Origin of the sequence: Labilibaculum antarcticum (assembly GCF_002356295.1) — a bacterium.
In the GTDB taxonomy this organism is placed as follows: domain Bacteria; phylum Bacteroidota; class Bacteroidia; order Bacteroidales; family Marinifilaceae; genus Labilibaculum; species Labilibaculum antarcticum.
On sequence record NZ_AP018042.1, the window covers coordinates 4,721,296 to 4,747,503 of the forward strand.

The window sequence follows — 26,208 nt, forward strand, 5'->3', positions numbered from 1 at the left end:
TAAAATAAAAGTATAAACAACAAATCACACAAAATGAATATTAAAAAATTGTCAGGTGGGATTTTGAGCGCAGGTTTAGCGCTTTCCATCATGGTAAGTTGTGCTGAAAAAGCACCAAAAGGTACAGGCGTACTGAATAAAGAAGACATGAACCTTGCAGTGAATCCTGGTGATAATTTCTTCGAATATGCCAATGGTACTTGGATGAAAAATACACCAATTCCTGCTGATAAAAGTCGATATGGTGCTTTTGATATTTTAGGGGAAAGCGCTAATGAAGCTGTGCATAATATTATGGAAGAGGCTGCTAAAGCGGAGAATGCCGAGCCTGGAAGTAACTTGAAGAAAATTCAGGACTTCTATGCAACTGCCATGGATGTTGAGAAAATTGATAAAGTAGGGATTCAGCCTTTGCTTCCTGAGTTCGCACAAATAGCTTCCGTGCAAAATGCAACAGACTTACGTAATGAATTGCTGCATCTTCATAAAATGGGTGTTAGTGCTTTGTTTGGTGCAGGTGTTGACCAGGATATGAAGAATACGACAGTTAACCGTATGTATGTTTCGGAAGATGGTCTTTCCTTATCTGATCGTGATTACTATGTTGCCGATAACGAGACTAGTGAAAATATCCGTAAAGAGTTTGTGAAGCATGTTGCCAAGATGTTTGAATTGATTGGTGATGATGCAGAAGTAGCTCAAAGCAATGCCGGGAGAATCATGAAATTTGAAACTCGCATGGCAGAAAAATTCAATACTCGTTTGGAGAATAAAGATTATCCCGCGATGTACAATCCTAAAACTCTTGAAGAACTAGAAAAAGAATATCCAAATTTTGCATGGGCTACTTATTTCAAGGAATTGGGTGCTGACATTAAAGAATATGTTATTATAACTCACCCTCGTTTTATGGCTGAGTTGAATAATATGTTGGTTGATGAAAAAATGGATGATATTAAATTGTATCTGAAATGGAAAGTGTTAAACGATGCTGCAGGTGCTGTTGGTTCTGAATTGGAAAAGCAAAATTTCGCTTTTTTCGGAACTACCCTAACAGGTGCAACCGAACAGCAGCCACGTTGGAGACGTATGTCTAATTCGACAGGTTCTGTTTTAGGTGAAGCAGTGGGTCAGTTATACGTTGAGAAATATTTTCCACCACAAGCTAAAGTGAGAATGGACGAATTGGTGAACAATTTGAAAATCGCTTTGCGCGGAAGAATTGAAAAATTAGAGTGGATGAGCGAAGACACCCGAATTCAAGCATTGGCGAAGTTAGATGCTTTTGGTGTGAAGATTGGTTATCCTGATAAATGGGAAGATTATTCGAAACTAGAAGTTGGAACGAACTCATATATTGAAAACCTTTGGAATGCGGCTCGTTTTAGTTCCGAAAAGGACATTGCCAAATTAGGAGAACCAGTAGACACAGAGAAATGGGGCATGACTCCACAAACGGTGAATGCATATTATCATCCACTATTGAATGAAGTCGTATTTCCAGCTGCAATTCTTCAACCTCCTTTCTTTTACATGAATGGTGATGATGCCGTAAACTACGGTGCAATTGGTGTGGTTATTGGTCACGAAATGACTCATGGTTTTGATGATTCTGGTCGTCAATTCGATAAGGATGGCAACATGAGAGACTGGTGGACTGCCGAGGATACAGATAAGTTTAACGCAAAAGCTGAGAAATTAGTTGAGCAATTTAACGGTTTTCAGGCATTCGATGATTTACATGTTGATGGTAAATTGACATTGGGTGAGAACATTGCTGATTACGGTGGGTTAACCATTTCGATGGAAGCCTACAAAATGGCATTGAATGGTAAGAAGCCTGCAGATATTGATGGTTTTAATAACATGCAACGTTTCTTTCTTGCTTACTCTAAAGTTTGGAGAGGTAATGTAAGAGATACGTATTTACGAAAATTGATCAAAGAAGATGAGCATTCTCCTGGAGAATACCGTGTGAATGGTGGATTATTCAATATTCCTGAATTTTATGCTGCTTTCGAAATTAGTCCGGAAGCTCCTTTGTACCGAACAGAAGAGCAAAGAGCTGACATTTGGTAAGAAATTTTCGGATCTAAATAATTTAAACTGTCTCAAGAAATTGGGGCGGTTTTTTTATGCTTTAACTCGAGTAGTTTATATAAATGAATCAGGACTAAAATTCATGTTAAAATCAATAAAGTTGATTTATAGTTGAATAATATTAAAATAAGTTTTATATTTATTGAATAAATTGTAATGATATGAATAAAAAACTGCCGATTAATTGTCCCAGTTGTGAATCGGGACTTAAAGTAAATAGTTTGCATTGCGAAAGCTGCGATACAACTATAACAGGACTATTCGAATTGCCAATCTTATTAAAGCTTGGTAATAAGGATCAAGCTTTTATTCTGGATTTTATAAAAAGTAGTGGGAGTCTAAAAGTAATGGCCGAGAAATTAAAGCTAAGTTATCCTACTGTGAGAAATATGCTAGACGAACTCATCACCAAAATTGAAAAATTGCAAGATCATGATTCAAAAAATCTTTAACCCTTTTGTTTACATTGCAGGATTAAAATCTTTACTAAATGGACTGTTGATCATTCTTGCAACATCCATTGTTGGGTATCTAAGTCATACTCATTTTCCCGATATCATATCCGTAAAGATTGGTTTCTCTTCTCCGGTTTGGTATTTTGTTGTTCAGTCATTACTCAATTGGCTATCCATATCAATACTCCTTTATTTGGCCGCAATTATCTTGTCAAAATCATCTGTTCGCATGCTCGATATTTTTGGAACACAAGCTTTGGCACGATATCCATATTTTTTTGCAGCCTTTTTCGCTTTTTCTGATTCGATGCAGGAGTTTAGTTCGTTTTTAACGTGGACTTTTCTTCATTCAGGAGAACCTGTTGAGATATCAACTTTTAGCGTGATACTTGCCATTACTTTAATCATTTTAACACTTTTGCTAACCATTTGGATGGTAACTTTAATGTTTAATGCCTACAAGATTTCTGCGAATTTGAAAGGGGCAAAGTTGGTAACATCATTCATAGTGGCAATGATTGGGGCAATGATTTTATCTGGTTATTTAAGCAGTATTTTAATCCAAAATATTCAATAAAATGAAAAAACTTGTATTGTTAACAGCATTTCTGGTAAGTGTATTGTGCACTCATGCACAGCAAACTGATACAACCTATGTTCAGGTTGAAGGAACAAGCTTGCATTGCGTTCTAAGCAAGGAAGCCAGCTCTACAGCATCTCCGTTGGTGATTATTGTTGCGGGTTCGGGACCAACCGATTTGAATGGGAACCAACCTGGCATGCAAAACAATAGCTTGCGATTATTATCCGAAGCTCTTGTGTCGAAAGGGATATCAACATTACGATTCGATAAAAGAGCTATTGCAAAAAGTGCTTATGCCGATTTTAAAGAGGAAGATTTAAATATTGATCAATATGCTAATGATCTTACCAAATTAATTAAGCATGCTGGGCAAAAAGGATTTACGGATATTTATGTGGCAGGGCACAGTGAAGGATCTTTGCTTGCATTATTGGCAATTCAGAAGGTAAAAGTGAAAGGATTCGTATCCATTGCCGGAGCAGGAAGGTCGGCCGATTTGATTCTTAAAGAACAGTTGAAACCTAAATTACCACCTGAGTTTTACTTGAAGGTGGAATTAATTATAGACAGTCTGAAAATGGGTGAATTGGTTAAAAATACTCCTCCCGAATTGAACGCTTTGTTTCGAGCCTCAGTTCAGCCTTACCTAATCTCTTGGTTTAAATACAGCCCGAGCGACCTAATTGCGAATTTAACTTGTCCTATATTAATCCTTCAGGGTGATAAAGATATTCAGGTTGGGCTAGAGGATGCCAATAAGTTGAAAGCAGCATCATCAAATGCGGAATTGGTTGTTGTGAACAACATGAATCATGTGCTAAAAACCATTGAAATGGGAATGCAGGAAAATATCGCATCCTATACCAATCCAATTCTTCCGGTGAATACCGATTTGGTAGAAGCTATTGCTAATTTTATTAAAGAATAAGAAGGCAAGTCAGAAAACTTCTTAAAAGTAAAACTGTCTCAAGTAATTGAGACGGTTTTTTTTATGCTTTAAGTTTCTGAGGTTTTATTGAACCACCAGCTAAAGCAGGTGGGAAGGGATGGAATTGTAGGGTGATATACAGATAGACCTGTCAGGTCTTTTCGTTTCAAACATACAAATGCTAACAGGTCCAAAGACGCTGTCAGGTTTCAATGCAGTGAAGTGTGGGTAACCTAAACCTGTCAGCGTCTGAAAGACCTGACAGCGTTAAAATTCCAAAACCGCATCTCAAATAGCATTGGTTATGGCTTTTTGAGTCTAGAGGACTTGCATGCTTGTAGAAAAGCTAAGCTATATACATTCAAACGCTTACAGGTCTAAGGATGCTGTCAGGTTTTAAGGAAATGGTAAACGCAAAACCTGTAAGCCTTAAGATTCCAAAACCACAACTTCATTTTTCGCACCTTTTTGATTTTCTGATCAGGAGAATTTTGAATATTGTCATAAGAAGTCTATACTCTTTGATGAAATCGACGATTTCTTTGGACTTTACTACAGATAGACCTGACAGGTTTCTAAAACCTGTCAGGTCTTTTCGTTTCAAACATTCAAACGCTTACAGGTCCAAGGACGCTGTCAGGTTTCAATGCAGTGAAGTTTGGGTAAACACAAAACCTGTCAGCGTCTGAAAGACCTGACGGCGTTAAAATTCCAAAAGCCCATCTTCATTTTTCGCACCTTTTTGATTTTCTGATCAAGAGAATTTTGAATATTGTCATAAGAAGTCTATACCCTTTGATGAAATCGACGATTTCTTTGGACTTTACTACAGATAGACCTGACAGGTCTTTTCGTTTCAAACATTCAAACGCTAACAGGTCCAAGGACGCTGTCAGGTTTCAATGCAGTGAAGTTTGAGTAACCAAAACCTGTCAGCGTTAAAATTCCCAAACCGCATCTCAAATAGCATTGGTTATGGCTTTTTGAGTCTAGAGGACTTGCATGCTTGTAGAAAAACTAAGCTATATACATTCAAACGCTTACAGGTCTAAGGATGCTGTCAGGTTTTAAGGAAGTGGTAAACGCAAAACCTGTAAGCCTTAAGATTCCAAAAGCCCATCTTCATTTTTCGCACCTTTTTGATTTTCTGATCAAGAGAATTTTGAATATTGTCATAAGAAGTCTATACCCTTTGATGAAATCGACGATTTCTTTGGACTTTACTACAGATAGACCTGACAGGTCTTTTCGTTTCAAACATTCAAACGCTTACAGGTCCAAAGACGCTGTCAGGTTTCAATGCAGTGAAGTTTGAGTAATCAAAACCTGTCAGCGTCTAAAAGACCTGACAGTGTTAAAATTCCAAAACGACGCTGACCGATTTAATGAAGAGTCAAACTGATTTCAATTTACATCCATTTCTTGTTGGATGTCTCAACATGATAAAGGATGTAGTTCATCAGTTTATTTGCAATATCTTCCTGGATGTAAGGGATATCTATTTGTCCTGATGCATTGTTTACTCGTAATGAAGCCAAGCCTCTTCGTTTTTGAAAAAACGTTTGTCTAAAATCAACAGATTGTGTTTTAAAGGCTTCGGATTGTTGCCACTCAGTATTTATCCCTCCTTTGCCAACGATCAATTGTGATTTATTAAATTGAAAATAGCTTTTTCGGACCATCACCCAGCAGTACACCGCTGATATAGCCAGCCAAAATGTTCCTGCAATCAGCCATAAAGGCTCAATAATATACAATGGAGTTGCGAGTGCTGCAGGAAACAATCCTCTTTGGAACCATAACAAATTGAAATATCTGCGGTGTGAATAAATCTTTTCGCTGTAATCAGGCAGATCTCCCTTAAATACTTCATTTCGGATGCTTTCAATATGCTTCTCCAAACAACCGGGAGCATCAATCACTTGTTTTTGCTGTACTTGTTTACTCACAGCTTGTTTAAAGCTGATTTTAAATATACCAAACATCTTTTTTATGGGTCCGGTTTCCCAGTTGAGCTGTTGTACTTTGCTGAATGGAAGCAAAACCTTGCGCTTATTAAACAGGCCAGCGGTTATGCGGTAATTTTGTTGGTACTTAACAAGTTTAAAATCGTAATATTTTATGACCGTGAACAGGAGTGTTGCGAAGATCGATATTGCCAGAGCGAAAATAATTAATGCCGTAAAAATTAATATGCCTGAGTTGGATATAATGTTTTGAACGGAATCGGAATAGGCATCGGTTTCTTTCTGAAATAAATCTTTAATTTGATCCACTATCTGAGAAACGAAAACAAGAATAATTAATCCTGTTTTAAAATGGTTTTGACTTATTCCTATTCGCAATAAATCCGCGGGGCTAAGTTTTATGATTTCTACTTCTTTGCTGGTATCGGAAATTGATTCAGACTTCTCTTCATTCGTATTTTCCTTATGTGATTCCAGGAATTGAGTTAGATGCTCGGTATAGGAACCGCTTAAGGAATAGATCTTTAATTCATTTCCTACCGATCCTGCAGTATCTACTTCAAGCGAATATACATTTAATAGTTGTTGCAAAAGGTTTTGCTTTGTATTCACACTTTGTATGCGTTCCAGTGGTATTGAAAGAACTATTTTGCGCAGGTAGCCTTTTTTAATGATAAATTGATTCCCTTCAATGTAAAAGTAGAAATTCAGGTAGTAAAGAATGACATGAACAAGCATTAACAGGCAAATAATTCCTATTGCCATAGGAATAGTTATTGATGCTGGCAGTAGCTTCTTCTGAGCAAAAATAAGGAGGAGGATAGGCCAAAATACCCGCAATCTTTTTTGAACTTCGAAAACGAAAATCACCAAAATTCCTCGCAAGGCTTGTCGGGTCGGTTTTGTTAAATCGGGTTTACTCATGCTTGCTTACTTTTGATAAGAGGAATGATTCTATTTGGTGGGCCTTATCAGGCAAAAGTCCAGGAATCGAAAGGTCGCTAACACTGCCTCCAGCGGTAAATACTTTAACTCTCGACAAACCAAAACTTTTTTCTATCATGTTCTGACTCACCTCTACATGTTGAATTCTATTAAATGGAATGGTAGTTAGTTTGTAAATAAAAAGTCCACTGCGGTAGGATACATCTTGTTCTCTAAGTAAATATCCTTTTTTAGGAAATCCGAGAATGATGAAGGCTAATTTGCCAATAAATAAAACGGCAAAAATAAAGGGGACAGCTATTACTACTGTAATTGGGATGTTACCCGATGAGATTTGCGTAAAAAGGAAAAAGCCAATCAAAGCGAATACCAAAACTATTGCAGAACCTATTTGATTTATAAGTTTATACTTATTTTCCAGAGCTTCAAATTCCTGGACTTCTATTGGAGCGAGTTGATCTGGTAACACAACTTGATTTGAGAATTCTTCGTTTAATTGCATATCTTTTCGATTATTCAAGCATATTTTTGGGATGGTATTTTATTTCCAATTTTGGGCCACCGCTCTTCATGCACATTTATTTAAAGTAGTTTCCCCCTAAACTAATATCTATAACATTACGCTTTGGGTGAGTAAATTTAGTTAAATATTATCACACCAATAGTGGTTTCCCGCATGTTTTCCTCCTATCTACCCAGACAGGAAACCTCCCGCACTCTGCCAAGTAACTTATCCCTTTTTCCAACTCAGCCCATTATCCAAATAAGTCCATAAAATAGTAGCAGAATGAAAACGAATTTTAAATATTGTCACAGGCAATCTATACAGGTTGATGAAATTGACGATTTACAGATAGACCTGACAGGTTTCTAAAATGGGTCAGGTCTTTTCGTTTCGATGCTGTCCGGTTTATGAAGTGGTAAACACAAAACCTATTAGCGTCTGAAAGACCTGACAGCGTTGAAATTCCAAAAGGCCAACTTCATTTTTTGCACCTTTTTGGTTTTCTGATCAAGAGAATTGTAAATATTGTCACAGGCAATCTATACGCGTTGATGAAATTGACGATTTACAGATAGACCTGACAGGTTTCTAAAATGGGTCAGGTCTTTTCGTCTCGATGCTGTCCGGTTTAATGAAGTGGTAAACACAAAACCTGTCAGCGTCTGAAATTCCAAAAGCACATCTCAAATAGTATTGGCCTTGCTCTTTTGTCCGAATTGGCACAAAAATGTTACTTGGCCTTTGTTTATTATGTAGCTGTTGTGTATCCTTTATTTTGTCTGGGTTTTCACTTCGGATTATCAATTTATTGACTGTTGAAAATAGAGTGTATACAAGCTGGATTTTACTATTATTAACTCATAGGATTAAGTCGTGTTGATGGATTTTTAATTTAATGATAAGAAAAATAAAAACAAATATTATTGTTGATTAGGCAATTGGTCTGTTGGAAATTCAGACTTTTAACTTGAGCATAAAAATAGACTAGTAGTTCGTTTTGTTTTTGGTGGTGTTTCGCGCTGTGTTTATTGAAAATGCTATGGATGAGGATGTAGTAGTGAGTATTATTTGTGTTTTTAGTCGAGATTGATGTGTTTTGTTTAACTTGTTACTGTTGATTAAATGTGAAATTATTTTTTCCTTCTGTAAGGCTCGTTTTTACTAAGTAAATAGTTGGGATAAACATAAATAAGATGGTGGTGGACTTGATTGTAGGTTTTTAATTCAATAATTAATTTGTAGCTTCATCATGATTTTGTTAAGCGATTGTTTCCGAAAGGAGCGTTTCAATCAAAATAGTTATTGTGAAGAATTGATTGTGGGGTAGAATAGTATTCATCTTTAAAAAATAGTATTATGTCTGATCAACAAAACTTGTTGGACTTATTGGAAGAAATTAAGGCTGTAACCGAAGAGGCAATTGTTTATTGCGATATGCCATATCAGGTTTACATCAACGAAGCGGAAGGATTGCATTCCCGAGCCAGTCTCGACATTGCTTCATTGGTGAAATACAATATGGAGCCGAATAGCTTGAATCGTTTATTGGCTTGCACCGGAGCACTTCGCACCGCACAATCCAATTGGCAGTCACAAAAAACGGATAAGAAGAAAGCCCGAGAGGCCTGGGATGCAGAAGCCCCAGAGCTGTTTCGCTTTCGCGATGAATTGGCAGATCATCTGGCCTTTGCCCTTCGGAATAAGCCAACGGAATTAGAAATAGTGAAAAAGATTAAAGAGGGAACATCAAGATCGGATGCCATTCAGGATTTAGCCGATTTGGCAGTTCTGGGAAGAGAAAATGCACCTGCACTAACAGCCATAAGTTACGACCTGAGCTTATTGGATAAGGCAACTGGAATGGCTGATTACTTTGGGGGTTTGTTAGGAGAGCTTAACGGGCACATGTATTTCGAAGATGATATTAAATTGGTTCGCGATAAGGCCTATACACTTACCAAAGAAATAGTAGATGAAGTAAGAAGCTATGGCAAATTTGTGTTTCGGAATAATCCGGTGAAACGAGAGGCGTATACCAGCAAGTACAGCCGTGAACGGATGGCCGCTTATCGAAATCAGCCCGAAACAGAAGAAATAATAAATGAAACAACAATTGAAAATTAAGTAAGTATTTACAACTACATACATGTAAAAACTGAGGGAGGGGAAGCAGCAATGTTTCCCTTTTTTTATGCCTCACTACAGGATGTACTTGTTCTGCTACCTGTTTTTGCCTTTCCGTTCCAACTTTCTATTCTTCCGTTCGTTCTTTTAGTCCATTTGTAACACGTTTTTGTTCTTCCGTGCGTTACGGAAGTTCTAAGTCTTGTCACGGAAGGCATGGTTGATGTTACGGAGACTCATTTGACCTGTTACGGAAGCTCCAATCCATGTTACGGAAGGCATTATTGCTGTTACGGAAGCCCAAATATATGTTACGGAAAGGCATTATTGCAGTTACGGAAGCACTATTTTATGCACTAATGGGGTTCTCTGTTGCACAAATTAAGTTCTTTTATGCTCAAATGAATACATCTGCTGTGCAAATGGCATTACTTGCCTATTTTTAGGCTTAGGGGTAAGAAATTGAGCGATTTACTACTTAAATTTAATTTGGCAACTTTGACAGGATAAGAGTTATATGAATTTTGTTAGCTTTGGTACTGTTAATTGAATAAATGAATTAAAAGACTAGAAATATTTCAAAAATAAAATCTAAAAATATGCCCAATTTAAGCACCCAATTAATTCTTGACAGATGCCCTCATTGTAAAATTGCACACCCATCATTACATACCTCTTCAGAATTTACCACAAAAGATTTTAAAGGAGGTCATATAAGATGTTGGATGACATATCGATGCACCCAATGTGGAGGTGTTGTCCTCGCATCTAGCCCAAATAGCAATGGACATATTACTGAAATGTACCCAGAATCTAAAATTGTAGATTCTGTTATACCTGAACCGGCAAAAGAATATTTAAAACAGGCCATTAATAGTCTTCATGCTCCATCTGCTTCAATAATGGTTGCCGCGTCTTCAATTGACGCTATGCTTAAAACCAAAGGATATACTGAAGGTGGTCTTTACCCTAGAATTAATAAGGCAGCAACAGACCATCTTATTACAGATGAAATGGCGAAGTGGGCACATCAAGTAAGATTGGGAGCAAACGGCCAAAGGCATGCTGATGGAGATTACGAAATGCCCACTCAAGAAGAAGCCCAGAGATTAATTGATTTTACTCAAGCATTAGCCGAATTTCTTTTTGTACTACCTGCCAAGGTTGAGCAAGGTGTTGCGAGTACCACTCCTACAGAAGTTTAATATAAAAAAAGATACTACATGGATATAGACATGCTCGACGTGCTTGTTAATGTTTTTAGAAGAGATTACCCAATTAGTCTCAGAATTCGAGATATTCAAAGAGCAAGAACTGGCATTCCTCCAATAATGTTGGAAAAAGCTCTTACTTTCTTGGTATCAGAAAAAATTCTAATCTGTCCAGATAAAGATAGCTATGAATTAAACCCAGATATTTATAGGGATATTGAAGCTCATTATGGATATGGTAATTATATCAGATCGTTGCAGGAAGAAAAGAAGAAGAAACAAGATTATAACGATATATCTTTTGAGAAACTCAACAATGACGCGAAAATTGCAAGATGGCAAACTAAAACTTTCTGGCCAGTATTCATTTTTGGAATTATTGGTGGTGTTTTTGGTGTTATCTCTTTTATCATGCAAGTATCCGAAAATAAAGAAACAAAACAAGGACAGCAAGTTAATCAGCCTACGATTAAATCTAAAGCTGATTCTACAGAAATAATAAAGGCGAAAAAATCATTGGAAGTTAAAGACGAAAAAGCAATATTATGACAGTTTATTCAGAAGACTATGTACAGGAATTATTCTCTCAAGTATTAAAATTAGACTATTCTGACATAAAACCTAAACTTGAGTTAACTAGAAAAGATGAAACCTTCCTCCGGAATTCTTATCTAAAAGTCTCATTACCATTAAAACAAGCTATAAACATAAATACTCAAAATCTTAATGTTATACCAGAAAATTTACAAAGAGAACTTTTAGAAATTTGTATTGACTGGTTGAACCGAATTTCTCTTTTTTCTGAAAAATCACTTAAAGGGTTTAAGAAAACTAACAAAGAACCAACACAAGAGGAAGTAGAAAGTTACATGATTAAATTCCATAATTTCAGTAACAATCTTGCCCAAACCAAATTCTTTAATTTGATTTTAACAATAAAGCTATATGCAAACGAACCTGAATTATCAAGTATCAAAGAAATCGAAGATTTAATCAATTCAAAATTACCAAACCTTAAAGAATCAGAAAGGGATAGTAATTCCATTAAATCTCTACTCAACGAACTTCAGAAACAAACCAAAAAACATATCACATCTGATTATGCTTTAATTTTCCAAAGGGTATGGGAAAAACATCAAACTTACTCGCATTACTGGCTAAGTGCTGGTATTATTACTGCAATAGTGTTCATCCTTACATTATCTTTTGGTGCTTTTGATAGCCTCAAAACTGAGAATATGTCAGATTCTGGAGTTTTCATCAACTACAATCTTGGAAATATCGTGGCACGAGTATTAATCATCGCTATTCAGGTATTTTTCATGAGCTTTTCATTTAAACAATACTCTGTAAACAAGCATTTGCAGAATGTAAACAGGCACCGTGCTAATGCATTTGAATCTTACCAATTGTTCGATAGTATTTTACCTAAAGATGACGAAATACATCGTAATGAATTAATGCTACAATTAGCCAAAGCCATTTATGAGCAAGGTTCAACTGGTTACTTAAGTGAAAAAAGTTCAAATTTTAATTTAAGCTTAACCGAGATAACTAAAATGCTAGGGACAACTAAATAAGACAACAACATCTAATTACTATTTAATAATGATTCAAGCCACTACCCATATTGATAGCCTACACACTCAGGTGAATGTTATTGATACAACTATTACTCATGTTCATGTTTATGATACCATTGTTACCCATGTTTACAGTACTGTGCCACCTGATTTGATTGCTGTGTATGATAAAGTAATAGCAAGTCAAGACTCAAGATTTATATGGATACTCTCGCTATTAGGTGTATTTGTAACTTTATTGGTTGTCGTTTTCGCTTGGTTCAATATTGACGTAGCTAAAAAGCTATTCAGAAAAGAATTTGAAGATATTATAAAGGAGGAAAAGCCTAAGATAAAAGAAGAAACTATAAAAGAACTTGATAAGGAATTGAACTTAATAAAAGCGGAAAGTGCTCGATTGTTTGCTTTATCAAGCAATGATAATGATTTGAACCTAGCCAATAAAATTTTTTGGTGGTTTAAAGCCCTTGAGTATTACAGTAAATCTGATAATACAAGACTTCAAAAAATCTGCATTAATTCTTTAATTGAAGATCTTGAAAAAGCAGTAGAAAAAAAAGAAATATTCCTAAGATACTTTAATCTAGCTGAATACTCATTTGAACACCATGAAAAGCAATGCGACCATATTCACGACACAGTATCTGAAAAAAAGACTATTCTAAATTACTTAAAACAATTAGAGGAATATAGTAAGCAGGAAGATGCAAAGATTGTGGATGCTATAGAAGTAGAAGAGACAAGATAGAATTGAAAATAAACAAAAAAATAAATGAAGAACCTTTTTATTGACACTAACATACTATTATCATTTTATCATCTTTCGAGCGACGACTTGGAAGAACTGAAAAAGCTGATTTTACTAATTGAAAATAATGATATCTGCCTATATATGCCAAGGCAGGTAATTCAAGAATTTAAAAGAAATAGAGACACTAAAATAGCCGATGCCCTAAAGAATGTTAAAGAGGAAAAAATCAGTAAAGCATTTCCTCAATTCTTTAAAGAATATCCTGAATTTGAAGATTTGAAAAAAATTCAAAAACAGTACTTAGATACTAAGAAGAAATTAATTGATAGTCTACAGAAGGATATTAAGGAAAAGTCACTCAAAGCAGATGAGATTATTGATGGCTTATTCAGTGTTGCTGAAATAATTGAATTTACTGACGACATCGTAACGAAAGGAAAACTTAGATTTGACCTTGGAAACCCTCCAGGTAAAAACAACTCTTATGGTGATGCTATCAATTGGGAATCTCTTGTGATGAACGTCAATCAATTCGAAGATTTATACTTTATTTCAGGTGATAAAGATTATTATTCAACAATTGATATAAACGATTTCAATCGGTTCTTGAAAGAAGAATGGGAAGAAGAAAAAAAATCATCAATCATTCATTTCAAAAAATTATCTGAATTCTTTAAACAAGAGTATCCGGATATTAAATTGGCTAGGGAACTGGAAAAGGATTTATTGGTTCAGAATTTAATTAATAGCAATTCATTCTACCAAACAAGAAAAATACTTGAAAAACTAGTTTCATTTAGTCCAGAACTATCCAAAATTCAAATATTTGAGATCACTAAAGCTAGTACAGAGAACAACCAAATTATTTGGATTGCAAAAGATGGAGATATTGCAGACATGCTTAATGAGTTAATTCTGCCGTGGCGTCAAGATATTCCTACTCATTTATTTTATCATTTTATGGAATTATATAATGATGGACCTTCATTAGATGAAAGAATGCAGTATCACTATGCCGCGAATGAGGATGAAAACGAAGACCTGAGTGATGATCCTAGGATGAAATAAATACACGAAGGTTTGGGAGGCTTCGGGAACTGAACTCTGCTTTTTTTGAAAAAACAGCCATCTTTTATGGTGGCTGATATATAGCAAAAATTGAAATTTTAAATCAAAGCAATTTATACAAGTTGATGATATCTAGGAGTGGTTGGGAATATAATACAGAAAGTTCTGACAGCGTTTAAAAAGATGAAAGATCTATTATTTATTACAACAGTATGCAGGCATTAGATACTCTCGAATTTGGATACTACTCATTCAAATTACCCTTGAGCCCAAGCAAAAGAAATAACATGATCTTAAAAATAAAGGAGTAAGGAATGATTGATTCACTATTATTTACCTGGAGAGAAAATCGATTAAAAGTAGCCATTGCGGCTACGGTACTAATTTTTGGGGCCAGCTTATTGCTTTCTCTTCTAAATTCTGAGTCATTTGACTTACCAGCAGCTTTGATTCAAAGTTCAATGAACCTCGGACTATATGTTATCATGACACCAGTGTTTGTAATTGGGTATCATTTCTATCAAAAGCAGCAACACGACAAAAATCCATCTTATAAGTCTAAAATTATAGATACATCCAATCTTGACATTTACTTGGCCGTCTATACTGTTTATGCGGTTTTAGCCTTTACTGCTAGTCTTTTGGTAAATAATATATTTCATTAGAAACAACGCCGGTGCACATCATGCTGCGTGCTATCATTCAAACGCTGACAGGTCCAAGGACGCTGTCAGGTTTTGTGCAGTAAGAAACCTGTCAGCGTCTGCAAGACCTGACAGCGTTTAAAAAGAAGAAAAATCTATTATTTATTACAACAGTATGCAGGCATTAGATACTCTTGAATTTGGGCAATACTATCACATTTACAATCGTGGTATAAATGGGTGCGATTTATTTGCAAACAATCAAACGCTTACAGGTCCAAGGACGCTGTAAGCGTTTTGTGCAGTGGGAAACCTGTCAGCGTCTACAAGTCCTGACAGCGTTTAAAAAGAAGAAAGATCTATTATTTATTACAACTGTATGCAGGCACTAGATACTCTTGAATTTGGGCAATACTATCACATTTACAATCGTGGTATAAACGGATGCGATTTATTTGCAAACAATCAAACGCTCACAGGTCCAAGGACGCTGACCGATTTAGTGGAGTGGGAAACCTGTCAGCGTCTACACGACCTGACAGCGTTTAAAAAGAAGAAATATTTATCATTTACAACAAGCTTATGCAAGCCACAGAACCTTTAGAATTAGGAAACTATTACCATATCTACAATAGGGGAATAAACGGGTGCGACTTGTTTACAAGTGAAGAAAATTATCAATACTTCTTGAACCTGTACGAAAAACACATCGATCCTATTGCAGATACTTTTGCATGGGTAATGATGCCTAACCATTTTCATATTCTGATAAGGTTAAAGGAGGGAATTGTTTACAAACATTCAAACGCTGACAGGTCAATGGACGCTGTCAGGTTTAATGAAGTGAAGTGGGAAACCCAAAACCTGTTAGCGTCTGAAAGACCTGACAGCGTTAAAATTCCAAAACCACATCTTCATTTTTCGCACTTTTTTAACGCTTATACCAAATATATTAATCAACGAAACAATCGCCACGGATCTCTTTTCGAACGTCCGTTTAAGCGTAAGCTAATTAACAACGAAAGTTATTTAAATAATGTATTAGTGTATATCCATCAAAATCCGGTGCACCATGGTTTTTGTGAGCACCCAATAGAATACGGTTGGAGTAGCTACTTAGGTTGTATAAGCTCTAAACCAACTAAAATTAGGAGAGAGGCTGTTATTAAATGGTTCTCTGATAGGGAGAATTTTAAATATTGTCACACGCAATCTATACCTGTTGATGAAATGGATGAGTGGCTGGGAATTTAATTGGAATCAAACGCTGACAGGTCCATGGACGCTGACAGGTTTAATGAAGTGAAGAGGGAAACCCAAAACCTGTCAGCGTCTGTAAGACCTGACAGCGTTAAACAAGAACAAATATTCAAATGATAATAGGTCCAAGGACACTGTTAGGATTGAAAAAAAGAAGTATATAATTTGCGCACAATATGATCTTTAATTGTAAGAAAAAGCAAGCAGAACAATTAAAAGCCTCCTTTGGGAAGCTGAAAGATGAATCCTTCAGTTTTGAATTAATTGAGAAGTATTTTCGGAATAAAGATCATTCCGAATCTTTGCAGATGCTTTCAGATAAGACTTGTAACGATCTCGATTTTGATGAGTTGTTTATGTTCTTAGATCGAACAAATTCAAAAATAGGGCAACAATATTTGTACAACAAATTGAGAGAGATTCCTTCCGATTCAAAACATTTGGAGTTGGATGAGGAGCTAATCACTCAATTTGCAAGTGATTCTGATTTTCGGCTTGAGATTCAGGCGGAGCTAACGAAACTGGATCAGCGAGAGACTTACTACATTTCCACTTTATTTCAGGAAGGGTATTTAGAGCAACCAAAATGGTTTTTTGTGATGCGTTTGTTATCCTTTACCAGTATTCTGTCTGTTCTTCTTTTGCCTTTTAATTTAAAATTGGTTTTCGTTTTAATAGGTGTTTTTATTATTAACATCTGCTTTCATTTGTGGAACAAGAAAAATTTGTCGAGCTATTCCGGTTCCATTTCTCAGCTTTTGATTCTAAAACGTGTTGCGAACCATTTGTTTCAACACGAAAACTTAAAAAAGATAAACCCAATTTTGACCGAATCGATTAAAGTAATTGATCAGGTTAGAAACAGCATGCTCATCTTTAAATTGGAGTCGAAAATTGAAGGTGATTTCCAAGTTATATTATGGTCTCTTTTGGAGCTTATAAAAATACTATTCTTACTGGAGCCATTGCTTTTGTTTGGTGTATTGAAACGTTTAGATACAAGAAGAGAGGAAGTCGAGAAGGTGTACTCGTTCGTAGGACGTGTTGATGCTTTGGTTTCCATTGCTTCGCTACGAGTGGGCGCTGAAGTAAATTGTATTCCTGAAATATGCGAAGAGAATAGCAGAATTATTGGGGATCAAATTTATCATCCTCTAATTTTCGATTGCGTTACAAATCAGATTGTTGTGAATGATAAATCGGTATTGCTTACAGGTTCAAATATGTCTGGCAAGACTACTTTTATTCGGGCCATAGGCATCAATGTTATTACGGGGCTTACCATTAATACTTGCTTTGCTAAATCGATGGCGATTCCCCGAGCTCGAATCCACTCAGCCATTCGTATTAGTGATGATCTGATGAATGATAAGAGTTATTACTTCGAAGAGGTTCTCACCATTAAGGATATGATTGACAATGCCGGCAAGGGCACAGCTAATTTGTTCCTGTTGGATGAGATTTTTAAAGGCACAAATACCATTGAACGGATTTCGGCAGGCAAGGCCGTATTGTCTTCATTGGCTAAAAACGAGAATATTGTTTTTGTATCTACCCACGATATCGAATTAACCGATTTACTCGAGGATGAATATGAATTGTATCACTTTAGTGAAATTGTAAGCGATAAATCGGTTGATTTTGACTACAAATTGAAGGAAGGCAAGCTGAAAAATAGAAATGCCATCAGAATACTTCAAATTAACGGTTACCCGGATGAAATAATTGAAGAGGCGATAGCATTAGCTGAGGAACTGGATCGAAATAAGGTGTTAGAAAGCTAAGAGGTTTTTTTCATCCAACTGATAAAAAAAATCTCGGAATGTTTCAGGAGGAATATCTGAATTAGAGGTAAATTGCAGTATAAAAGCATAACAGATTGAAAGCAATAAAAATCACAGTTCAGATTCAGGCAATTAAAGAGCAGGAAATAGAATGTTTACTTTCGGATGAAAGGGAAAGCATTCGCGTGGTTTATTTTCCTGTGGAAAGCCATGTTGTTTATTTAGACGATGCCAAGCTTGTAGAAGTCGTTCGTAAAATTCAATTCCAATTCGAGAAGGTGATGCGCTCGGCCATTAGCGGTAATTTAAGGCTGGGGCAAACCATTAATTGTGTATTTATTGACGGTTTCAATTTTGTAAAAGAAGCTGATTTTCACCATTATATCAGGGTTGATCGGCGAACTGAAAACTTGAAAATCACCACAAGTGAAACGGAAATGAAAGGCATTCATAAAATTTTTGCCGATGGATCGCATGCTTCTGAAATGAAGCTGTCGGGCTATGGTGGTTTTACCGAAACTCCGGATGGGGAACAACACATCTATCATCAGTCTTTTAAGCAGGGAAGCAGCAATATGATGGAGTTATTGGCTGTAATGGAAGGCTTGGAGCATCTGCAAGCTATTGAGAAGATACAAGTAAACACCGATAGTCGTTTTGTGATACGTGGATTGGTGCAATGGATTCATTTTTGGCAGCATAACAATTGGCAAACCGCCCATGGCAGTGAAGTGAAATTTGTAAAAGACTGGCAAAAAATGAATCGGCTTTGCGAAGGTAAATTGATGGAGTTTAAATGGATAAAAGGACATTCAGGAAATGAAAAGCAAGACTTTTGCCATCAGTTAGCCAGAGAATCTACTAATGGCAAAAAATAAACGAATATTAACCCCGAACACTTTTCGTGAAGTCCACTAAAATTAGGAGTTGTGACAAAAAAAACTGTAGTTTTGCTGTCCTTACTCAAAGTGAGGCTATCAATCAGTTTAAAACGACGATAATGAATATAAAAATAGTTGATTACGGAATTTGTAAAGCGATAGGAGAGACGAAGAAAGACATTGTTCCGGGTAGTACGACAGGATACTTTTTGCTTTCTGACGATATGGAGTTTGTGGAAAAAACCGATGTTATTCATCCTACGACTGGTTTGAGTTTTGGAATAAGCTATCAGTTCAGTCAGGATTCAGAAGAAGCGAAACTTGTTGATTTCGTGTGCAGAATTAGACATCCTAAGTTGGTGAATCCTGTGACCAAGGAACAATTTACTGAAACAACAGAGGAAAAAGATTGCTATAGTGATGAGTTAGGCTATGACTTCTACACATTTGAATTAGACTGGGAAATGCAGCTGGGGGAATGGATTTTTGAGATTATCTATGATGACCAGATCATGTGCAGCCAGACATTTACGCTGAAAGAATAATTTTTTTTGATGCTCTCACTCCGAGTGAGGGTATCCATCTGATTAACGAGAGCCTCAGAAGGGTGAACTCTTAGGTGATAATAAGAACTTCAATTATCTATTCAAAAACAATAGTACGAGTATCATCCACAATAATAAGGTGTTCTGCTTTGTAGGCAAGGGCACGAGCCAGTACGATACGCTCCAAATCACGACCTTTACGGATCAAATCTTTACTGGTATCCTTGTGCGTTATCCGCATAATATCTTGCTCGATAATTGGAGGGATTCCCAATAAATAGACCTTATTGGTACCCTCACTGGGAGTGAGAGCACCAAGCTCATGGTGTAATTAAAAAACGATAGTACGCGTACCATCCACAATAATTCGGTGTTCGGCTTTGTAGGCAAGGGCACGAGCCAGTACGATACGCTCCAAATCACGACCTTTACGGATCAAATCTTGAATGGTATCCTTGTGCGTTATCCGCATAATATCTTGCTCAATAATTAGTGGGGCTCCCACTGGAGTGGGATTCCCAATAAATAGATCTTATTGGTACCCTCACTGGGAGTGAGAGCACCAAGCTCATGGTGTAATTAAAAAACAATAGTACGGGTACCATCTACAATAATGCGATGTTCGGCTTTGTAGGCAAGGGCACGAGCCAGAACGATACGCTCCAAATCACGACCTTTACGGATCAAATCTTGAATGGTATCCTTGTGCGTTATCCGCATAATATCTTGTTCGATAATTGGTCCTTCGTCCAGATTTTCGGTAACAAAGTGGCTGGTAGCTCCAATCATCTTCACACCTCGCTCGTAGGCTTGCTTGTATGGGTTTCCTCCCACAAAGCCTGGTAAAAAGGAGTGGTGTATGTTGATAATTTTATTGTTGAACTCACGAATAAAGTTCGGCGATAAAACCTGCATGTAGCGAGCCAAAACGACCAAGTCGATATTGAGTTCTCTTAGTAAAGCAATTTCTTTTACTTCCTGTTCCTGTTTGGTTTCCTTGGTTATCGGAAAAACATGATATGGAATTCCAGCAGCATCGGCAATTGGTTTCAAATCTGGGTGATTCGAGATGATTAAAGGAATCTCGATGTCGTATTCGTTCATGTTATAACGCCACAGAATTTCCTGCAGGCAATGGTCGTATTTCGATACAAAAATGGCGACGCGTTGCTTGTGATTCGAAAATTCAATTCTCCAATGCGCATCAAACTCCTTGGCAAGAGGTTCAAAAGCCTCTTTAAGCTTGGAAGCGGGAATAGTAGAGTTGGTCATGTTCCATGCAATTCGTAAAGAGAAAAACTGCTGGTTCTGGTTTACATGTTCATCCAAATCGATGATGTTTCCGCCTATTTGGTATATGAATTGGGTGATTTTAGCTACAATCCCGTTCTTATCGGGACAAGTGAAGAGTAAAAATGCGTTTACATTATTTTCAGACATAGTCGTTTCGTTGATATCGGAATGATAAATTCCGTGAATTAAAGTTACTAATTTGCTTCAATATTGAACGATTTGTCCGTTAGGTAAGTGGTGTGTGATGCAAAATTAGAAAAATAAGTTTCAAGTGCAAAGGATCAAGCTAAAAGGTGAAAGGCAAAGAAGAAAGATAAATACTCGACGGTCATCCTGAACGCAGTGAAGGATCTGTTCGAAAATGAATTGTTGGTTCAGAATACTTGCTGAGCAGTTATGCTTCCGAATCAAAAAAGCTTGTTACAATAACGAGTATTGGCAAGAATTACAGATCTACATGATATTAGTAACCCGAGGTGGCAGCAACAATTGCTCCATTACCCCGGGTTATTAATTTTAGAGCCTTTTGAGCTCGCTTGTATGTTTTTTCCTTTTACTTATTCCTTAGGAATGAGATCCCTCGCATCATCGGGATGACAAAGTCTTGTGCCTTTTCCTTTTACTTTGTACCTTTTTTTTCTTGGAACTTTTTCCTTGTACCTTTCTCCTTGTTCCTTTACACTTGGTACTTCTTCCTTGTTACTTTTTCCTTGAACCTTCTTTTCTACTCCCAATTCAAAATTTTGGTGAATACATAGTTTTCTGCATCAGGAAGATATGCTTTTGCTGCTTCAACATCTTCGGCTGTAAGATAATGCAAGTTGTAGTTCAATACAGATTGCACGCGCTGACTGTTCACATCAACCAATCGTGGTTTAACCTTTCCGTTTTCGTCTTCTACATCTTTTAGGAATAGAGGAGAAGCATCGCCTACGGGATCAACAGTAACCATACATTTCGAATGACCCTGCTTAAATAAAGTGTAGACTCCATTGCCTAGTAAAGTGCAAAGATTCAGGTCAAAGCCGATTGGACGACAACAACGTATTTCAAATCCAAGTTCAACCGGACGAGTACCGATGTTCAGATCGTAAGATTTCATTTTGCGCTGAATCACCATATTGAAAACGTGAGCTTTGCTTACATTGAACAATTCGGGATGTCCGTGAGCATCGTAGGTGAAATTAACGCCTGTACTCTTGATATCTTCATCGCTCATAAAATGGAAAACTCCTTCGCTGATGATAGCTGCTCCGTAATTCAAGCCCATTAATCTTCTTTTAATGATGGAGGAGATTACCAATTGAGCAATTTTTTCGGCTGAAATATTGGTTTTGTTGAACATCTCAGGAATAATGATCATTGGAAAATGACAGGCAGTACCAATTCCGAAAGCCAGGTGACCGGCTTCCCGTCCCATAGCTGCCAATACGAACCAGTTCTGAGAAGTTCTGGCATCTTCGTACACTGTGGTTGCAATCTTAACTCCTTCGTCTTTGGCTGAGTGATATCCGAATGTTGGAGATCCTTCAGGCAAAGGAAGATCGTTGTCGATGGTTTTTGGTACGTGAATGTTAGAGATGTTTACCTTATTTTCTTCCAGATATTTTGAAATTCGGTTTGCCGTAGATGCTGTATCATCGCCCCCAATGGTAACCAATAGTTTCACATTGTTTTCAACGAAAAAATCGGTTGAGAAATCAGAATTTTTAGGTTTGAAACGACTCATTTTTAGGTGTGAACCGCCTCTTGTGAAGATTCCATCAAGAGTCTCGAAATCGAGATCAACCATTTCACGATCTTTGGAGAAAAGACCTTTGTAGCCTTCGTGTAAACCAATTACTCGATAACCGTTTTTTAAAAATACTTTTCCTACACTACTAATCACGGTGTTTATGCCCGGAGCCGGACCACCACCACACAGAATTACAACAGATTCTTTCATTGGATAAATGGGTATTTTATTTTAAAGATCCGGCAAAGATAAAGGAATTTGGAAAACATTGCTTGTTTTTTTGAATCGAGTAGGTGCTAATATCATTCGGATGTTTTGCGTTAAGGATTGAAGAGAAAACCCCGAGACATTCCTGTAGCGGAGCGAAAGGGAGGTGAGGCGTTGAAACGGAAAGCCTGACCCGTGGGCTGAGAAGTGCGTAAGCTGGGGAGCGCCCAAATACTTATTTGAAAAGTGGGCAACAGGCTGTAAAATAATATTTTGTAAACCGGTCGCTTTGTGCTAATTTTATATAGGCACCACTTCTTTAAGTACTTCAATAGTTTTTCTAACCTTATTAAATCACAATTATGAAGCGTAATTATTTGATCTTTTTTGCCCTTTTATTCGTGTTAGCTGCTTGTCAGCCCGAAAAAAAAGTTGTTGAGATTCCTTCCTACAGTATTGAACAGTTTTACAAAAATACCAATGTGAGTGGCGGTTCGTTCTCCAGCGATGGTAGTAAATTGTTGGTGAGTAGCAATGAAACGGGTATTTACAACCTGTTTGAAATTCCTGTTGACGGATCTCCTGCTAAACAATTGACGAATTCGGAAAAGGAATCTTTTTTCGGATTGGCTTATTTCCCAAACAGTGATAAGGTGCTTTTATCCTACGATCAGGGGGGGAATGAGAACAATCATATTTACATGAGAGATGTGGATAGTACGATTACCGATTTAACTCCTTTTGAAGGCGCAAGAGCAGGATTTTGGGGCTGGGACCGCGATGAGAAATCGTTTTACTACCAAAGCAATAAGCGAGATCCAAAATTTATGGATTTGTATCAGATCGGTCTGGAATCCATAGAGAAAGGCGATTTTACTGCAAAAATGTTGTATGAAAATAACGACGGATTGGATGTTGCCGCCAAAAGTAAGGACAATAGATATCTTGCCTTGACCCAAAGCATAACTACAAATAACAACGAAATGTATTTGTACGATCGGAAATCGGGCAAGAAAAAGCACATTTCAAAACATTCTGGCGATGCCACTTACAATCCTCAGTTTTTTAGTTTGGATCATAAGTATTTGTACTATTTAAGTAATGAAGATTCGGATTTTGTTTATCTGAATAAATACGACATTGAATTGGGTGAAAAGGAAATGGTTTTTAAGGCCGATTGGGATGTTTGGTATGCTTACGATTCGTACAATGAAAAATACCGGATTATTGGGATTAATGAAGATGGCAAAACGAATGTTAAGATGATCGATTTGGCAACGAATGAGGAAGTGAAACTGCCCGAAATAAAAGGTGGTGACATAAAATCAGTGGGTCTGACAAAGGATGAGAGTCGTGTCCGTTTGGTTGTTGGAACCTCTGTTTCGCCTAATAACATTTATGTTTTTGAACTGGGAGATGCTGAAGCGAAAAAATTGACTGAGACTTTAAATCCCGAAATAGATCCTGCTAATTTGGTTGAGGCAAAAGTGGTTCGTTACGAATCGTTTGACGGTGTTATGATTCCAGCCATTTACTATCAGCCTAAAATTGCGGCTACAGATCGTAAAGTTCCTGCTGTTGTATGGGTTCATGGTGGTCCGGGTGGACAATCGAGAGTGAGTTACTTCTCTTTAATTCAGTTTATGGTGAACCATGGCTATGCTGTTTTGGCGGTAAATAATCGTGGCAGTAGTGGTTATGGTAAGGAGTTTTATGCGATGGATGACAAGAAGCATGGTGACGAGGATTTGAAGGACTGTATTTGGGGAAAGGAATTTTTGGCCTCGACAGGTGTTGTTGATGAAACAAAAATTGGAATTATTGGCGGTTCGTATGGCGGTTACATGACGATGGCTGCATTGGCTTTTACTCCTGAGGAATTTGAGGTGGGTGTTAATATTTTTGGGGTGACCAATTGGTTGCGTACCTTAAAATCAATTCCTCCTTATTGGGAATCATTCCGTAAGGCTTTGTATGCCGAAATTGGTGATCCTACAACCATTGATTCTGTTGCCTTATATAATAAATCGCCACTGTTTTTTGCTGATCAAGTAACGAAACCACTAATGGTGTTGCAGGGAGCAAATGATGTTCGTGTTTTGAAAGCGGAATCGGATGAGATTGTTGACGCTGTGAAAAAGAATGGTGTACCTGTTGAATATATCGTATTTGATGATGAAGGGCATGGTTTCCGTAAAAAGGAAAATGAGATTAAAGGATACGGTCAGGTTGTAGTATTCCTTGATAAGTATTTGAAGAAAGAAGAAGTTGTTGCGACTGAATAGACAAAACAAATAGGAACAAAAAAAAATGCAGTAACCATTGGGTTACTGCATTTTTTGTATTTATTAACGAGTAGTTATTCTGCAATTTCTACTAATTTTTCATCGGAGTGCCATAAGCCATGCTTTGTGCAGTAAGCTGTAGCGGTTAGTTTCATTTTACGAGAGGGTACTACGTAAAAATCTACTTCAGCCTGATTGGCTTCACCACCTAAAATTCCTGTTGAAAAATTAGCTTGTGTTAACATTTTCTCACCATCCCAAAGTTGAAGCCAAGCTACATAATGATCTAAATCATCTGGGTGAGAATAAGCATCACCAATTTTCACTTTTACTTTGAATTTTTCACCTTTTTTAGCTGAGTCATCACAGTAAACGAATGCAGAATGTCTGTCGATATAATCTTTCTTAGCTTCACCATCAATGGTGTTAATGTCTTGGTACTTGTTAATTTTCATGTTTTGTTTTTTTGATTTTATTCCCGGATAAATCCAGGATGAGAGGATTGTTTTGTCTTTTTATTAGTTTTTGCTTAGGTAGTCGGCAACACCTGCAGCAGTAGCTTGCATCGCTTCTTTTCCTTTGTTCCAGTTTGCAGGACAAACTTCGCCATTTTCTTCGAAATGCTGTAATGCATCAACCATACGAATTGCTTCATCAACACTTCTTCCCAATGGTAAATCGTTAATTACAGAGTGACGAACAGTTCCTCTTTTATCGATAAGGAATAAGCCACGGTAAGCAACAGGTTCTCCGGTAGAAACAGCATTTCCTTCTTCATTGTAATCGTACTCTGATGCTAATACACCATAGTTTTCAGAAATTGTTTTCGACAAATCGGCCACCAAAGGATAAGTTACACCTTTAATTCCACCTTTATTTTTCTCAGTATTTAACCACGCAAAGTGAGAATACGGTGAATCAACAGAACAACCAACTACCGCTACGTTTCTAGCCTCAAATTCTGCTAATTTTTCCTGAAAAGCGATCAATTCTGTAGGACAGACGAAAGTGAAATCAAGAGGATAGAAGAAGAATACTACTTCTTTTTTTCCAATATACTGGTCCAATGAAAATTCTTCAACAATTTGATTTCCGTTTATCACAGCGCCAGCAGAGAATGAAGGTGCTTTTTTTCCAATTAAAGTTTGCATATTATTTCGATTTTAAATTATTGTTAATCTTGTTTATTGTAACGCCTGCAAATGTAGAATTGATTTGACTAAGTCACAAATTATATTAATCAATAATCTTTATACCAGCATCGAGAGAATTAATATCATAGGTGATAGATTCTTTAACTATTCAGTCTTTCAGAGATATCAAATTGCCGGCAAAGGATAAAGTCTCATAAAGT

At 36.9% G+C, this 26,208-nt stretch carries 26 protein-coding genes; 17 read left to right on the plus strand and 9 right to left on the minus strand.

The window, feature by feature from the left end:
- Positions 1-33: 33 nt before the first annotated feature.
- From ALGA_RS18850 to ALGA_RS18865, 4 genes are all read left to right on the plus strand, one after another.
- On the plus strand, positions 34-2,079 hold the full coding sequence (locus ALGA_RS18850) for a M13 family metallopeptidase (RefSeq protein ID WP_096431869.1): 2,046 nt from the start codon (positions 34-36) through the stop codon (positions 2,077-2,079).
- 182 nt (positions 2,080-2,261) lie between these two features.
- The gene (locus ALGA_RS18855; RefSeq protein ID WP_096431871.1) at positions 2,262-2,552 is read left to right on the plus strand and encodes a DUF2089 family protein; all 291 of its coding nucleotides are present in this window, start codon (positions 2,262-2,264) and stop codon (positions 2,550-2,552) included.
- Positions 2,533-3,132 (plus strand): hypothetical protein, encoded by a 600-nt coding sequence (locus ALGA_RS18860; RefSeq protein ID WP_096431873.1) that lies wholly within the window; start codon positions 2,533-2,535, stop codon positions 3,130-3,132. The genes ALGA_RS18855 and ALGA_RS18860 overlap by 20 nt, the downstream gene beginning before the upstream one ends.
- Position 3,133: 1 nt before the next feature.
- The gene (locus ALGA_RS18865) at positions 3,134-4,066 is read left to right on the plus strand and encodes an alpha/beta hydrolase family protein (protein ID WP_096431875.1); all 933 of its coding nucleotides are present in this window, start codon (positions 3,134-3,136) and stop codon (positions 4,064-4,066) included.
- Positions 4,067-5,475: 1,409 nt separating this feature from the next.
- Here the strand turns inward: ALGA_RS18865 and ALGA_RS18875 are convergent.
- Together ALGA_RS18875 and ALGA_RS18880 are read right to left on the minus strand one after the other, a co-directional pair.
- Positions 5,476-6,957, minus strand: coding sequence for a PH domain-containing protein (locus ALGA_RS18875; protein WP_096431879.1), 1,482 nt, complete (start codon positions 6,955-6,957; stop codon positions 5,476-5,478).
- A complete protein-coding gene (locus ALGA_RS18880) occupies positions 6,950-7,480 on the minus strand; it encodes a PH domain-containing protein (protein WP_096431881.1) in 531 nt (176 codons plus the stop codon). The genes ALGA_RS18875 and ALGA_RS18880 overlap by 8 nt, the downstream gene beginning before the upstream one ends.
- 1,359 nt (positions 7,481-8,839) lie before the next feature.
- On the opposite strand from ALGA_RS18880, the gene ALGA_RS18885 reads away from it, so the two are divergent.
- The 12 genes from ALGA_RS18885 (at position 8,840) to ALGA_RS18940 (ending at position 19,334) form a co-directional block, all read left to right on the plus strand.
- Positions 8,840-9,607 (plus strand): hypothetical protein, encoded by a 768-nt coding sequence (locus tag ALGA_RS18885; protein WP_096431883.1) that lies wholly within the window; start codon positions 8,840-8,842, stop codon positions 9,605-9,607.
- A 308-nt stretch (positions 9,608-9,915) separates the two neighbouring features.
- A complete protein-coding gene (locus ALGA_RS23030; protein ID WP_153244861.1) occupies positions 9,916-10,053 on the plus strand; it encodes a hypothetical protein in 138 nt (45 codons plus the stop codon).
- Positions 10,054-10,206: 153 nt separating this feature from the next.
- Positions 10,207-10,812 (plus strand): DUF4145 domain-containing protein, encoded by a 606-nt coding sequence (locus tag ALGA_RS18890; RefSeq protein ID WP_096431885.1) that lies wholly within the window; start codon positions 10,207-10,209, stop codon positions 10,810-10,812.
- Positions 10,813-10,830: 18 nt separating this feature from the next.
- Positions 10,831-11,367, plus strand: a complete 537-nt coding sequence (locus ALGA_RS18895; protein ID WP_096431887.1) for a hypothetical protein — start codon at positions 10,831-10,833, stop codon at positions 11,365-11,367.
- Positions 11,364-12,398: a hypothetical protein gene (locus tag ALGA_RS18900; RefSeq protein WP_096431889.1), complete on the plus strand. Its 1,035-nt coding sequence runs from the start codon at positions 11,364-11,366 to the stop codon at positions 12,396-12,398. The genes ALGA_RS18895 and ALGA_RS18900 overlap by 4 nt, the downstream gene beginning before the upstream one ends.
- A gap of 28 nt (positions 12,399-12,426) precedes the next feature.
- Complete coding sequence (locus ALGA_RS18905) at positions 12,427-13,149, plus strand: hypothetical protein (RefSeq protein ID WP_096431891.1); 723 nt, start codon at positions 12,427-12,429, stop codon at positions 13,147-13,149.
- A 24-nt stretch (positions 13,150-13,173) separates the two neighbouring features.
- Positions 13,174-14,220, plus strand: coding sequence for a PIN domain-containing protein (locus ALGA_RS18910; protein WP_096431893.1), 1,047 nt, complete (start codon positions 13,174-13,176; stop codon positions 14,218-14,220).
- Between the two features lie 314 nt (positions 14,221-14,534).
- Positions 14,535-14,885: a hypothetical protein gene (locus tag ALGA_RS18915; protein WP_096431895.1), complete on the plus strand. Its 351-nt coding sequence runs from the start codon at positions 14,535-14,537 to the stop codon at positions 14,883-14,885.
- Positions 14,886-15,446: 561 nt separating this feature from the next.
- On the plus strand, positions 15,447-16,118 hold the full coding sequence (locus ALGA_RS18925) for a hypothetical protein (protein WP_188115966.1): 672 nt from the start codon (positions 15,447-15,449) through the stop codon (positions 16,116-16,118).
- A gap of 182 nt (positions 16,119-16,300) precedes the next feature.
- The gene (locus tag ALGA_RS18930; RefSeq protein WP_096431899.1) at positions 16,301-17,908 is read left to right on the plus strand and encodes a MutS-related protein; all 1,608 of its coding nucleotides are present in this window, start codon (positions 16,301-16,303) and stop codon (positions 17,906-17,908) included.
- A 95-nt stretch (positions 17,909-18,003) separates the two neighbouring features.
- The gene (locus ALGA_RS18935; RefSeq protein WP_096431901.1) at positions 18,004-18,786 is read left to right on the plus strand and encodes a ribonuclease H family protein; all 783 of its coding nucleotides are present in this window, start codon (positions 18,004-18,006) and stop codon (positions 18,784-18,786) included.
- A 122-nt stretch (positions 18,787-18,908) separates the two neighbouring features.
- Entirely contained in the window at positions 18,909-19,334 is a 426-nt protein-coding gene (locus ALGA_RS18940; RefSeq protein WP_096431903.1) for a DUF3859 domain-containing protein, read from the plus strand.
- A 97-nt stretch (positions 19,335-19,431) separates the two neighbouring features.
- Here ALGA_RS18940 and ALGA_RS22860 read toward each other — a convergent pair whose 3' ends face one another.
- The 5 genes from ALGA_RS22860 to ALGA_RS18950 all read right to left on the minus strand — a co-directional run bounded on the left by ALGA_RS22860 (position 19,432) and on the right by ALGA_RS18950 (position 22,572).
- Positions 19,432-19,575 (minus strand): hypothetical protein, encoded by a 144-nt coding sequence (locus ALGA_RS22860; protein WP_188115967.1) that lies wholly within the window; start codon positions 19,573-19,575, stop codon positions 19,432-19,434.
- A 90-nt stretch (positions 19,576-19,665) separates the two neighbouring features.
- On the minus strand, positions 19,666-19,806 hold the full coding sequence (locus ALGA_RS22865; RefSeq protein WP_197705619.1) for a hypothetical protein: 141 nt from the start codon (positions 19,804-19,806) through the stop codon (positions 19,666-19,668).
- Between the two features lie 107 nt (positions 19,807-19,913).
- On the minus strand, positions 19,914-20,774 hold the full coding sequence (purU, locus tag ALGA_RS18945) for a formyltetrahydrofolate deformylase (RefSeq protein WP_096431905.1): 861 nt from the start codon (positions 20,772-20,774) through the stop codon (positions 19,914-19,916).
- A gap of 410 nt (positions 20,775-21,184) precedes the next feature.
- Positions 21,185-21,361 (minus strand): hypothetical protein, encoded by a 177-nt coding sequence (locus ALGA_RS23035; RefSeq protein ID WP_153244862.1) that lies wholly within the window; start codon positions 21,359-21,361, stop codon positions 21,185-21,187.
- The gene (locus ALGA_RS18950; protein ID WP_096431907.1) at positions 21,352-22,572 is read right to left on the minus strand and encodes a 6-phosphofructokinase; all 1,221 of its coding nucleotides are present in this window, start codon (positions 22,570-22,572) and stop codon (positions 21,352-21,354) included. The genes ALGA_RS23035 and ALGA_RS18950 overlap by 10 nt, the downstream gene beginning before the upstream one ends.
- A gap of 359 nt (positions 22,573-22,931) precedes the next feature.
- On the opposite strand from ALGA_RS18950, the gene ALGA_RS18955 reads away from it, so the two are divergent.
- On the plus strand, positions 22,932-24,854 hold the full coding sequence (locus ALGA_RS18955) for an alpha/beta hydrolase family protein (RefSeq protein WP_096431909.1): 1,923 nt from the start codon (positions 22,932-22,934) through the stop codon (positions 24,852-24,854).
- A 74-nt stretch (positions 24,855-24,928) separates the two neighbouring features.
- Here the strand turns inward: ALGA_RS18955 and ALGA_RS18960 are convergent, their stop codons facing one another.
- Complete coding sequence (locus ALGA_RS18960) at positions 24,929-25,309, minus strand: desulfoferrodoxin family protein (protein ID WP_096431911.1); 381 nt, start codon at positions 25,307-25,309, stop codon at positions 24,929-24,931.
- A 63-nt stretch (positions 25,310-25,372) separates the two neighbouring features.
- Positions 25,373-26,005, minus strand: coding sequence for a peroxiredoxin (locus ALGA_RS18965; RefSeq protein ID WP_096431913.1), 633 nt, complete (start codon positions 26,003-26,005; stop codon positions 25,373-25,375).
- Positions 26,006-26,208: the final 203 nt, after the last annotated feature.